Annotated in this window: 9 protein-coding genes; 5 read left to right on the forward strand and 4 right to left on the reverse strand. The window is 56.2% G+C overall.

The window, feature by feature from the left end; translation table 11 throughout:
• A complete protein-coding gene (glgP, locus tag AC13DD_RS04605; RefSeq protein ID WP_288365674.1) occupies positions 1-2,553 on the forward strand; it encodes an alpha-glucan family phosphorylase in 2,553 nt (850 codons plus the stop codon).
• A 19-nt stretch (positions 2,554-2,572) separates the two neighbouring features.
• On the opposite strand, the gene AC13DD_RS04610 is transcribed toward glgP, so the two are convergent.
• Positions 2,573-3,232: an alpha/beta hydrolase gene (locus tag AC13DD_RS04610; protein WP_008169693.1), complete on the reverse strand. Its 660-nt coding sequence runs from the start codon at positions 3,230-3,232 to the stop codon at positions 2,573-2,575.
• A gap of 33 nt (positions 3,233-3,265) precedes the next feature.
• Entirely contained in the window at positions 3,266-4,462 is a 1,197-nt protein-coding gene (locus tag AC13DD_RS04615) for a lysophospholipid acyltransferase family protein (RefSeq protein ID WP_482930896.1), read from the reverse strand.
• A gap of 217 nt (positions 4,463-4,679) precedes the next feature.
• Between AC13DD_RS04615 and recQ the strand changes: the two genes are divergently transcribed.
• On the forward strand, positions 4,680-6,548 hold the full coding sequence (gene recQ / locus AC13DD_RS04620; protein WP_273093414.1) for a DNA helicase RecQ: 1,869 nt from the start codon (positions 4,680-4,682) through the stop codon (positions 6,546-6,548).
• A gap of 5 nt (positions 6,549-6,553) precedes the next feature.
• On the opposite strand, the gene AC13DD_RS04625 is transcribed toward recQ, so the two are convergent.
• Entirely contained in the window at positions 6,554-7,108 is a 555-nt protein-coding gene (locus AC13DD_RS04625) for a YiiD C-terminal domain-containing protein (RefSeq protein ID WP_041645218.1), read from the reverse strand.
• Positions 7,109-7,294: 186 nt separating this feature from the next.
• Here AC13DD_RS04625 and AC13DD_RS04630 point away from each other — a divergent pair, with 186 nt between their 5' ends.
• Positions 7,295-8,248, forward strand: a complete 954-nt coding sequence (locus AC13DD_RS04630; RefSeq protein WP_405419775.1) for a hypothetical protein — start codon at positions 7,295-7,297, stop codon at positions 8,246-8,248.
• 14 nt (positions 8,249-8,262) lie between these two features.
• On the opposite strand, the gene AC13DD_RS04635 is transcribed toward AC13DD_RS04630, so the two are convergent.
• Entirely contained in the window at positions 8,263-10,149 is a 1,887-nt protein-coding gene (locus AC13DD_RS04635; RefSeq protein ID WP_482930897.1) for a methyl-accepting chemotaxis protein, read from the reverse strand.
• A 148-nt stretch (positions 10,150-10,297) separates the two neighbouring features.
• Here AC13DD_RS04635 and AC13DD_RS04640 point away from each other — a divergent pair, with 148 nt between their 5' ends.
• Both AC13DD_RS04640 and AC13DD_RS04645 read left to right on the forward strand, forming a co-directional pair.
• Positions 10,298-11,818 carry a carbon-nitrogen hydrolase family protein gene (locus AC13DD_RS04640; RefSeq protein WP_008171577.1) on the forward strand — a complete coding sequence of 507 codons (1,521 nt, stop codon included), beginning with the start codon at positions 10,298-10,300 and terminating at the stop codon, positions 11,816-11,818.
• A 172-nt stretch (positions 11,819-11,990) separates the two neighbouring features.
• Complete coding sequence (locus AC13DD_RS04645; RefSeq protein WP_008171578.1) at positions 11,991-12,389, forward strand: hypothetical protein; 399 nt, start codon at positions 11,991-11,993, stop codon at positions 12,387-12,389.
• Positions 12,390-12,427 lie beyond the last annotated feature (38 nt).

Genomic DNA, 12,427 nt, shown 5'->3' on the forward strand with positions numbered 1-12,427 from the left:
ATGCATAAAGCAACGGAATTCCGACTTGAAGCTCATCCCCTGCTTCCCGAACCCCTGGAGCGATTGGAAGAGCTTGCCAATGACCTGTTCTACAGCTGGGACCATGGGGTTCGAAGCCTGTTTGTCCGTATTGACCTACCGCTATGGCAGAAAGTCGAGCACAACCCAAAGCTTTTCCTGCGGCGGGTTGCCCAGGATCGACTCGATGAAGCGTCTGAAGACCGGGCGTTTCTGGCCGAGTATCGTCGGGTTCTGAGTAGCTACGATGCCTATCTTGAGGCTGGCCCCGGCCCGGAAGTGACGGAGAAGCTCGATCCGGAACAGGCCCTGGTGGCTTACTTCTGTGCCGAATTCGGCTTCCACGAAAGTTTTCCGATCTATTCCGGCGGCCTGGGCATCCTTGCCGGCGACCATTGCAAGGCCGCCAGTGACCTGGCCCTGCCCTTTGTCGCTGTGGGTCTGTTGTATCGGCAGGGTTACTTTATCCAGAGTATCGACGCCCACGGTCAGCAGATTGCGCGCTACCAGTCCCATTCCAGCGATGAATTGCCTATTTCACCGGTGGAGATAGACGGCAAGTGGCTCAAGGTCTCCGTACCCTTCCCCGGGCGTGATGTTGTGGCGCGGGTGTGGGAAGCCCGCGTTGGCCATATCCGCTTATACCTGCTGGACAGCAATACCGAAGAGAACGGCCCGGAAGACCGGGATCTCACGCTCCAGCTTTACGGTGGCGACGAGTCCACGCGGATCAGCCAGGAAATGCTGCTTGGCATTGGTGGAACCCGGGTTGTGGAGGCGCTGAACCTAAAGCCGACGGTCTGGCATATCAACGAGGGCCATGCCGCATTCCAGATTCTGGAACGCTGCAGGCACACCATGGTTTCCGGGTTGAGTTTCGCGGCCGCGCTTGAAGCCGTTGCCGGCGCTACGCTGTTCACAACGCATACGCCGGTACCGGCCGGCCACGACATCTTCCCCCGCTCCCTCGTTCATCATGCCCTGGGGCGATATATCGAGGAATCTGCCCTGGATTTTGATCAGGTGTTTGCCCTGGGCTCGAAGGACGGTGGGGACAGTTTCAACATGACCAGTCTGGGCCTGCGCGGCTCTCGTTTCCACAACGGGGTGAGCCGGATTCACGGTGGTGTCGCCTCGTTGATGGAGGGCGATATCTGGCCCCAGGTGCCGTCGGCAGAAAACCCTATCGGGTACATTACCAACGGTGTGCACGTACCGACGTTTCTGGCGCCGGAATGGTCCAGCCTGTTCGATATACAGGCGCCCACGTGGAAAAGTGAACTCCGGAACCCGGAATTCTGGAAGTTTATCGACCAGATCCCGGACTATCACTACTGGAGCGTTCACAAGGCCCTGAAACAGCAAATGGGCGAATACATTGTCCAGCGGCTAAGGCGCCAGCATAAACGCAACGGCACCGGCCATTCCGTCACTGACAGGATGACCCGGCAGCTTGTTTCCTCGGAAAAAGACACGCTGGTTATCGGGTTTGCAAGGCGGTTCGCCACCTACAAACGCGCGACGCTGATCTTCTCGGACCTGGAACGCCTCGAAAGCATCCTGACCGATCCGGACCGCCCGGTGGTGCTGGTATTTGCCGGCAAGGCCCATCCCAAGGACAAACCCGGTCAGCAACTGATCAAGGTAATCCACGACCTTTCCATGCACCCTTCGTTGATGGGGCACCTGATTCTCCTGGAGGACTATGACCAGGCCATGGCCCGCAGGCTGCTCAGTGGCGTCGATGTGTGGCTGAACACACCGGAATACCCGAAAGAGGCCAGTGGCACCTCCGGAGAGAAAGCAGCCCTCAATGGCGCTCTTAATCTCAGCGTGCTCGACGGCTGGTGGGGCGAAGGCTATGACGGCAAAAATGGCTGGGGCATCCCTCCCAGGGATACCGAACTAGACCCTGAATTCCGGAATGAGGAAGAGGCCCGGGACCTGATCGATCTGCTCGAATTCGAAGTGGTTCCCCTCTACTACGAGCGCGCCTCCCAGGGCTTTTCGAAAGGCTGGGTCCAGCGATCCAAGGCTTCGATGAAGTCGATCACACCAAGGTTTAACGCCCGGCGTATGGTGATGGATTACGTCAATAACTATTACCAGCCGGCGTCAACCCAGGGTGCTTTGCTGATGGCCGACAACGGCGAGGTTGCCAAAGAACTGGCAGACTGGAAGGCACGGGTCAGGCATGCCTGGCCGGGAGTGCAATTAAACGTGGTTGGCTGCGTCGAAGCTGCCTGCCCCCATGATGGCGGCGTAGAACTCAGAGTCGAGGCAAGGCTCAATGGCCTGTCAGCGGAGGATGTGCGGGTGGAGTGCCTGGTCAGCCCAGAATGCACCGGCACCCATAACAGCCCGGGGCCCGACAGTTTCTTGCTGGATAAGGAAAGCGAAGCGGAGGGGCGAACCGTGTTCTCTACACGCGTGCAACCCCCCTATCCCGGCTTGCAGACTCTCAGGCTCAGGATGTACCCCTATCACGAATCACTGACGCATCCGTTGGAGATGGGCGCCATGCTCTGGGTCTGACCCAGGGCATGGCGGTGCCTCAAAGCAGGTGCCGGCGAATGAATCGGCCAATGTCCTGTATTTCCTCAAGGCACACACTGTGTTCCATGGGGAATGTCTGATACGAAGGGTCGTAGCCCATCTCCTTCAGGGTTTCGACACTGCGCACACCCAGTGATTCCGGCACCATCGGATCGAAGGTTCCGTGATACACGCTGATCGGCACATCAGCATTGGCCTCAGAGCGCTCAACCGTGTCCGCGGTGGCGAAGTAAGTTGAAAGCGCCAGAACACCGCCAAAACGTTCCGGGTAGCTGAGCCCCAGTTCATAGGCAACGGCGCCTCCTTGGGAGAATCCGGCGATGATAATACGCTCCGGCGGGATGCCTTTGTGTTTTTGCTGCTCGACCAGTTTGGCGACCGCATCGGCAGACGCCCGCAACTGTTCCGTATCCACCACACGGTCGATATCCATGGCCTTGATGTCGTACCAGGCGGGCATGGACATGCCACCGTTGATGGTGACAGGCAGATTGGGCGCATGGGGAAAGATGAAGCGTACCGCTGTATCTTCCGGCAGGCCCAGTTCCGGCACTACGGGCTCGAAGTCGTGGCCGCTCGCACCAAGGCCATGAAGCCAGATGACGGCTGCGGTCGGGTTTTCCCCGGTTTCAATCTCAATGTACTGAAGATCCTGCACGGTTTACCTCATGTCTGAAAATTATGTACCGGTTTATTTGGAATGGCCGGATTTCTCGGCATTGGCCTCAAGCGCGGTGACCACTGGGTTGGCATACATATCCAGCAGATAAGGCCGGATGGCCGGATCGCAGGCTTCCAGTCTCCGCTCCATCTCGGCTTCAGCAGCTTCCATTTCCGCCGGTGACCAGGTTTCGGCAGTGACCACTGAATCGCTGACGGTATCCGGCGTATCGTGGGCCTGGGGATGAAGACCACGCTGCTGATAAGCCACCAGGTTTGAGGCATGCAGGTGATAGTTCGCATGCATCTCCCGATCTATACGGGCGGCCAGATCTTTCGGGTTATCCGGTGAATCATGGATGGGCGCACCAAAGTGCACATGCACGTGCCCTTTGAAACCGGTCAGTCCCTTCATGATCTGTTCGGTATCTTCACCCTCCCGCTTGATGTATTGGCCAGTCCGGGCCCGGGTTTCCAGCTCCTGGGCTTTGTCGGCATCGCACGGATCGTACTCGTAGGCAATGGAAACTGGCACCACATGCAGCCGATTCATGGCTTCGTCAAAACCGAGCCCGCTTTTTTTGCGGCTCATATAGAACATCTTGATGATGGCGGGGTCGGTAAAGTCCAGCCCGTCCTTCGCCCGGCCCTCGCGTTGGGCAATCCATATGCTGTGATTGGTATCGATGCTGTGGTTGATAAAGCCGGAGAGTGTGATGTAGGCATCACGCATCTCGCGGGGGCTTGTCATGCTGCGTCGCACTACAAAGCTCTTGTTCAGTCGCATCATTTCAGCGAACACCCGGTTGGCAAGCAGGTTGTCGCCAATCGCAATTCGGGTGGTATGGAAACCATTCTGGAACAGCTGGTAGTTCACCACCATGGGATCGAAAACAATGTCCCGATGGTTCGAAATAAACAGATAGGCGCCGCGCTTGTCGAGGTTCTCCAGCCCGCTGGTCGTTACTCGCGTGGTTGTGCTATCAACCAGCTCACCCACGTAGCTGGAAAGCCCGGCCTGGAGATCATCGACTCGTGTGTAGTGACCAAAATGGCTGTTTAACCAGCGACGGGTAAACACACGCAACATGGCCGGCCCCCAGCGGGCGAGAGTCGGTGACTTGAAGCGACCGACCATATCCAGAAATTCCTGATCGTTGACCAGGCGGTTGATAGCAGCGCCGGTTTCTTCGTCCGAATAGGGACGGATGGCATCAAATTCCTGCATGGAAGCCCTGTTGTTATCAGTTTCTGTCACAGTATGGCGTGAAACGGTGGTTCAAAAACGCGGTATTGTAGCGTTTCTTAGATTAGTTTGCCTCCACCCGGCCCGTGGGTTTGCTGGCCAATCCTCAGGGTTAATCTGGTATCATTCGCCATTGCGCCGAACCCGGCACTCCACCCGAATCAATACAGCGGCTCCAGGCCGAGCAACCGGTTATTCTATGTATCTTGATCAGGATTTCGAACAGCTTTCCACCGAGCGCCCAACCACCTCGGGCCGTGATCCGGAACAGGTGCTGCACGAAGTCTTTGGTTATGAATCCTTCCGTCCGCTTCAGGGTGACATCATCCGGGAAGTATCGGAAGGCCGCGATGCGCTTGTGCTCATGCCGACGGGCGGCGGTAAATCTCTTTGCTACCAGGTGCCAGCGCTGGTTCGCTCGGGCACTGCGATCGTAATTTCACCTCTGATTGCCTTGATGCAGGACCAGGTTGCGGCATTGAAAGAGCTAGGGGTCCGGGCTGCGTTCCTGAATTCAACCATGGATTTCGAGCAGGCCCGGGCGACTGAATACGCGCTCATGACCGGTGAGCTTGACCTTCTGTACTGCGCCCCTGAAAGACTGATACAGCCGCGCACCATCGAATTGCTGCATGACGCCTCCATCTCGCTGTTCGCTATCGACGAGGCCCATTGTGTGTCCCAATGGGGTCACGATTTCCGATCCGATTACCTTCAGCTCAGCATGCTGGCAGAACAGTTTCCAGGCGTACCCCGCATCGCGTTGACCGCAACCGCGGATGAGCGAACCCGAAAGGAAATTGCGGAACGACTGTCACTGACAGAGGCAAGACACTTCGTCAGTGGCTTCGATCGCCCCAACATTCAGTACCGTATAGCGCCAAAAATAAACGCGAACAAACAGTTACTGGATTTTATTAAAGCCGAACATGAGGGCGATTGCGGCATCGTCTACTGCCTGTCCCGGAACAAAGTCGACGCCACCGCGAAAACCCTGGCCCAGAAAGGCTATACCGCTCTGCCCTATCATGCAGGCCTGTCCTCGGAACAGCGTGCCCATCACCAAGAGCGGTTCCTGCGTGAAGACGGGGTGATTATTGTTGCCACCATCGCCTTCGGCATGGGTATCGATAAGCCGGACGTGCGCTTTGTCGCCCATCTGGATCTGCCGAAGAGCCTTGAAGCCTACTATCAGGAAACCGGTCGGGCCGGGCGTGACGGCAAGCCGTCTACGGCCTGGATGGTTTATGGCCTGCAGGATGTCATCAAACTGCGCCAGATGCTGGAAAGCTCACAGGGTAACGATCATTTCAAGCGCGTGGAACGGCAGAAGCTGGATGCGATGCTGGGTCTTTGTGAGGTCACCAGTTGCCGGCGTCAGGTGCTGCTGCGTTATTTCGGGGACGAGCTTGAGCAACCCTGCGGTAATTGCGACACCTGCCTGAATCCACCGGACACCTGGGATGGAACTGTCGCCGTCCAGAAAGCCCTTTCCTGCGTTTTCCGAACGGGTCAGCGTTTCGGCGTTACCTATCTGATTGATGTTCTGCGAGGCTCGGAAAACGAGCGGATTCTCCAATCCGGGCACCATCAGGTGTCAACCTACGGCATTGGAACCGAACTGAGTGCCAACGAGTGGAAATCGGTCTACCGGCAACTGGTGGCCAATGGTTACCTCCGTGCAGATCCGGAGGGCTATGGTGCGCTCCAGTTGACCGAGCAGTGTCGACCACTGCTGAAAGGACGTCATACCATTGAGCTGCGCAAGGACCCGGAAATCAAGAAGACAACCGGCCGGGCAAACGGCGGCCGGTCGGGTTCGCCGGTCTCAGAACAGATTACCGACAAGGCCGGCTGGGAGGCGCTTCGAGCCTGCCGCAAGGAGCTGGCTGACAAACAGGGCGTGCCGCCCTACGTCATTTTCCATGACACTACCCTGTTTGGAATGCTGGAACGCAAACCGCGCACCCTGGATGAGCTGGCGGAAGTCAGCGGCGTGGGCGCCGCCAAGCTAGAGAAATACGGCGAGATTTTCCTGCAAACCATCGCTGGCCTCGAACAGGCCTGAATTGTTCAGGCCTCTGCTTTAAACCCTTTCTTCCGGACGCGGTAATGGGCGATGGAGGTCGCTACATGGTTGCCCTCTTCGTCCACCAGTTTTCCTTCCAGGGAGAATTTCGCCCGCCCGGTCTCGTCAGCGTCAGCAAGAATGGCTGCCACGGTTTCGGGATCCAGGGTGAATTCTACAGTGACATCGCTGTTGGCTGGCTGGAGAAACTGCAACGTCATTTCCTTGAGAATCGGCGTGTACGAAGGCCCCAGATCAAATAGGGTCAGCACGCCACCGGGAATTTCGGCTACCAGAAAGTACGCGCCCGCATAAAGGCTGCCGAAGTGGTTTTTGTTGCCTTTCAAGCGGATTTTCGCTCTTACATATCCTGGCCTGACCTCCTCAACGCTGAAGTTGTTCCGTGGTGCAAAAGGAATCGACAGTCCGATGATCTTGTTCACCGCTGCATACCCGCCCGTTTTCTTCAGCCAGGCCAGAGGGCTAGCCAGTGTAGCCTTGGGGTCGGTACTTGCCACCCATTGACCGGTCGCTCCGATGAGATTATCGATAATTGCCATTGCCAAGCTCCGAAATTGATTGGGAACTGATGATTACAACGGACTTCAGTGCTCGCAAGAAGGTTTTACAATTTTTTTGGATGTTGTCCGATTTATTTTTGAGTTTCTGTTCTAAAGTGAGGATGCGTGCCTGAATCATGACCGCTTGTTAGCCGGTTTTTCCAGTAGTAAGAAAGGATCTCTGATTTGGAATATTCTCTGCCCGCTTCCCTGGTCTTCCACCGGTTCCGAAAACTGGTTCTTTGCCTGATGCCATTGGCTTTCTGCCTTGCGGCAGGACCACTCTCAGCCACAACGTCATCGACCACTGCGTCGCAGGCAGCCGTGCGCGGTTACGTACTCTGGTACCGGAATTACGACAGCCCTGCCATCCGGGCCCTGGTGGAGCTTGCTCTGAAGAAGACGCCAGAGTACGGGGAATTTCAGATCATCAGAAGTGAAGAGCTGAGCCAGGGCCGCGTACTGAGGGAACTGACAGACGGCCAATCACGATTAGTTGACATCGCCAATGTCGCTACCTCCGCAGAACGGGAGAAGTCCCTGACCGCCATACCGTTTCCGGTCGATGGCGGGTTGCTCGGTTTTCGGGTTTGCGTGGTCATGCCGGAATCCTTGCCCCGGTTTGCGGGAATCAAGACTCTGGATGACTTGAGAGACAGTCAGATTCGGATTGGCCAGGGCGCCCACTGGCCAGACACACCGGTGCTTGAAGCCAACGGTATTCCGGTGGTCACTCACTCCCGATACGAAATACTGTTCGGAATGTTGCGTAATGAACGCTTCGAGTGTTTTGCCAGGGGCGTAAGCGAAGTGCTTTACGACCTGGAATTGGAGCAGGATCCTAATCTCCTAATTGAGCCTGATCTGTTGATCGCCTACCCGATGCCGTCCTATCTCTTTGTCGGTCCCGAAGACCAGGAAACCGCCCATCGCCTTCAGCTGGGAATTGAGCGCGCCATCCACGATGGCAGCTTCAATGATTTCCTCAGGCACTACTACGCCCGCGCTGTGAAAGAGCTTGATCTCGACGAGCGTAAGGTCATTACTCTCGAAAACCCGTACCTGAGCGAAGAATCCCGTTACGTTGGGCGCAAAACCTTCGAGAACCTGCGCCGTCGGCTGGAAGTCCTAAGCCGCTAACAGTCGCTCTTCGCTTACACCCGGAACCTCGACACGTTCTGGTTCAGTGCGGTGCCGATGCGCTCAATTTGCCCGCTGTAAACATCGTTTTCGGAGGCCGCGGCGGCCGCTTCCTGGCCCTGATCTGCAATCCGGGTAATCGACGAATTCAACTCCTCGGTAACCGACGTCTGTTCCTCGGATGCTGTGGCAATCTGCGACGTCATCTGGCTGATGGACGTGATTGCCTCGGCAATCCGGTTGAGGGCATCCATAGCGTCCTGCGCTTTTTCCATGCTGACATTGGATACTGCAGTTGAGGCATTCATGACATCGACCGCATCATTGGCGCCTTTCTGCAGACGCTCAATCATGTCGTTGATTTCCTCGGTGCTGGACTGGGTGCGCTGGGCAAGGTTACGTACCTCGTCTGCCACAACTGCGAAGCCTCGCCCCGCTTCACCCGCCCGAGCCGCTTCAATGGCGGCATTCAATGCCAGCAGGTTGGTTTGCTCTGCAATACCCTGAATCACTTCAAGCACCGTTGTGATTGACGTAACGTCCTTGCCAAGGGTGTGGATGACCTCTGCGGCCGCATTAATCTCCTTCGAGAGCTTCTGTACGGCGTCCCGGGAGGCAGCGACGGTCTCCAGCGAAGCCCGGCTATCCGCATCCGCGGTGTTGGCGGCATCTGCGGTTTGCTGTGCGTTCTGGGCGATCTCGCCCGCAGCGGCCGACATCTCGTTGATCGCCGTCGCCACCATGTCGATCTCGGCCTGCTGGCTCTCCACGCTCGAACGACTGGTACTGACGGTATCTCTCAGCGAGCTGACATTTTCCCCGAGTTCGGCGCTACCCTTCTGGACATCCCGAACAACCGTCTGGATATTCTCGACAAACTGGTTAAAGCTGCGGGCCAACTCACCGAATTCATCTTTTGCACAATCGTCCAGGCGCTGGGTCAGGTCGGCATCACCACTGCCAATGTCCGCCATGGCCTTGTTCAGGCGGCGAACCGGCGCCATCAGAACCTTGATGCCCAGATGCAGAATCACCAGAGAAACGATCAGGCCGATCACGGCCATGATCAATCCAGTCATTCTGGCGCTCTGGACCGGTGCGTTAATTTTGTCCGCGTTTACAAAGGTCCCCAGATACCATTGCACGCCGCGCGCTTCACTGATCGGATGAAAACTGGCCTCCCAGTTGCCATCATCATTACTGTATTCGTGAGCGTCCCCGCCAAGATCCGGCTTGCCGCCAATGAGCTCACTGATGTTCTTGCCGACAAGGCTTTGCCGTGGGTGGAACAGTATGGTGCCACGCTCATTGATCAAAGCGGCGTAACCGGTGTCCGCGAGCGTGACTGTGCTCAGGGTTTTTGCTATCGCGCCCAGGCCGATATCAGCACCTGCCACGCCCTCGTATTCACCACGCTTCACGGGCGCAAGTGTGGAGATGATCATGTCGTTGGTGCTGGCATCCTGATACGGCTCGGTGAACGAGGCGCTTCCGAGACTCATGGCCTTCTTGTACCAGGGGCGCTGGCGGGGATCGTAATCCGCTGGCAGCGTGGCATTCGCCTCCGGCGATTTCATCAGCATGTAGCCGTCGGTACGCCCGACATAGACATCCCGGAAGCCGCCGCCGGTGGTAATGGCCTGAAGAATGACCCGCGCCTCTTCGTCGTTCTCGGCATTCTCCAGGGCTTTGGCGGTGGCTTCAGTCATCACCAGCCGGGTATTGAGCCACTCTGCGATGCTCGACGTGCTCTGCTGTACGGTGTCGTCGATCAGCGCGTTCACATAGGTTTCGGTGGTGCTTTGTAATCGTAAATCGCCAGAGAGCGTAAAAGCCCCCATAACCAACAGCAACAGAATACCGAAAGCAGTCAGGAGCTTTTGCCCGAATGTCAGCTGCACGGTCGAGTCCTCAGCAATAAAATTGATATTCGTTAATGTGTGTTTCGGCCCATGGTGCGAAGTCTTTAGCGGCTTCTGTTAAACTTTCTAATTATTGACGCAGACGCTGAGATTGTCCTCATTCCATAACGAACGGGAGCCGAACTGAATGGCCCATGAAGAACTGCACCTCAACCTCCGGAACCTGAGGCTTGATGACTACGATCAGCTTCAGAAGCTTATGGATCGGGTATACGACGACATCGGAGGCTCCTGGCCGAAGGACACCATCAAGGCATTGGTGGAGCAGTTCCCCGACGGCCAGATCTGCATTGAGGAAAGTGGCCAGCTTATTGCGGTTGCGCTGACGGTTTGCGTTAAGTACGAGCGATTCAGCAACCCGCATACCTACGACGATCTGATCCTCCGTAACGAGAAGATCTGGCACAACGCCAATGGCGACTCCCTCTATGGGCTGGATGTCTTTATCCACCCCGACTACCGGGGCTACCGCCTGGGTCGTCGACTCTACGAAGCGCGAAAAGAACTCTGCCGCTCCATGAACCTGCGTGCCATCCTGGCGGGCGGGCGGATACCGAGCTACTTCAAATACGCCGAACAGTATTCACCCGAAGAGTACATTCAACGGGTCGATCGGAAGGAAATCTACGATCCGATTCTGAGTTTCCAGCTCTCGAACGATTTCCAGGTTACGCGGTTGATGCACAAATACCTGCCCGAGGATGAGAAATCCCAGGGCTACGCGACGTTGCTGGAATGGCGGAACATTCTCTATACCCCACCTTCCCCGGTTCTGAGCGTCAAGAAAACTCAGATAAGGCTGGGCGCCGTGCAGTGGCAGATGCGTGAATTCACCTCGGTTGAAGAGGTGCTCGAGCAGGTTGAGTATTTTGTGGACGCCTTGTCTGATTACAAAAGTGACTTCGCCATCTTCCCCGAGTTTTTCAACGCGCCGCTGATGGGACTGACCGATCAGATGGACCAGACCCGGGCCATCCGTTTCCTCGCCGGATTTACCCAGCAGTTCCGGGAAGAGATGTCTGAAATGGCGGTGAGCTACAACATCAACATTATCACCGGTTCCATGCCGCTGATCGAAAACGATCGGGTGTATAACGTGTCCTATCTCTGCCACCGGGACGGTCGTGTTGATGAGCAACGCAAGATTCACATCACGCCCCACGAACGCCGCGACTGGGTGATCGAGGGCGGCAACCAGTTTGAGGTCTTCGAGACCGATGCCGGCCGGGTCGCCATCATGATCTGCTATGACATCGAATTCCCTGAACTGGGCCGTATTGCTGCCAGCCAGGAGGTTGATATCATAATGGTGCCGTTCTGGACCGACACCAAAAACGGCTACCTCAGGGTTCGTCAGTGCGCCCAGGCCCGCGCAATCGAAAACGAATGCTATGTGGTCGTCACTGGTAGCGTTGGCAACCTGCCGAAAGTCGAGAACCTGGACGTCCAGTACGCTCAGTCTGCCGTATTCTCACCTTCGGATTTTGCCTTCCCGCACGATGCAGTTATGGCGGAAACCACGCCGAATACGGAGATGATCATGTTCTCCGATATGGACCTGGAAAAGCTGAAACTGGTGCGTAACGAGGGGTCTGTCACTAACCTGAAAGATCGTCGCGTTGATATGTATGAATTGAAGACCAAGTAAACTGGCCCGATCAGCCAGGTGAAATTGTTAAATAACTGCGTTAGCGGTCGATCGTATGGCACTGATGGCGTTGCAAAACTAGAATTCAGTGTCTATTGTTTAACCAATATCCAGCCTGTCTCCCAATGAGACAGGTTGCTGTGGATACGGAAATCACCAGAGAACCCGATTCATGAACGAAGCATTGCCGGACCTTGTCGCGCGATTCCGAGTCAGACAGGGCCTTTTTCGGAAGGAACTTGTCGAAGCCGCCCTTTATGAGCTGGACGGCTACGGTTGTGTTATGAAAACCGACAAAGTGTTCAACCCCGGTGATACCGTGGTGCTGGATCTCGTGATGGACATGCCGTTCGACAAGATCCGCGCAGAAGGACTCGCCGGGCTGGTGACCGAACGCAGAAAACACTGCAGTAATTTCTTCTATTCAATCGATTTTGTAGAGCTCGACTCCAACGGCAGCTCGTCGCTGGCGGAAAAGCTCCGCAGAATCCGGGAAGTGCTATCCAAGAAACAGTCGCTCAAATCACGTCGTTCCCCAGGCTCCATGTCCGGTTTCCGGCAGATGGCCTGATATTGATTTTCGTTGAAACCTGCCCGTAAGGAGACATT

The organism is Marinobacter sp. L-13 (genome assembly GCF_056857715.1).

Excerpts from the sequence above, each read along its gene's own strand:
- glgP (WP_288365674.1), top strand. The coding sequence starts at position 1 with ATGCATAAAGCAACGGAATTCCGACTTGAAGCTCATCCCCTGCTTCCC.
- AC13DD_RS04615 (WP_482930896.1), bottom strand. The coding sequence starts at position 4,462 with ATGCAGGAATTTGATGCCATCCGTCCCTATTCGGACGAAGAAACCGGC.
- recQ (WP_273093414.1), top strand. The coding sequence starts at position 4,680 with ATGTATCTTGATCAGGATTTCGAACAGCTTTCCACCGAGCGCCCAACC.
- AC13DD_RS04625 (WP_041645218.1), bottom strand. The coding sequence starts at position 7,108 with ATGGCAATTATCGATAATCTCATCGGAGCGACCGGTCAATGGGTGGCA.
- AC13DD_RS04640 (WP_008171577.1), top strand. The coding sequence starts at position 10,298 with ATGGCCCATGAAGAACTGCACCTCAACCTCCGGAACCTGAGGCTTGAT.
- AC13DD_RS04645 (WP_008171578.1), top strand. The coding sequence starts at position 11,991 with ATGAACGAAGCATTGCCGGACCTTGTCGCGCGATTCCGAGTCAGACAG.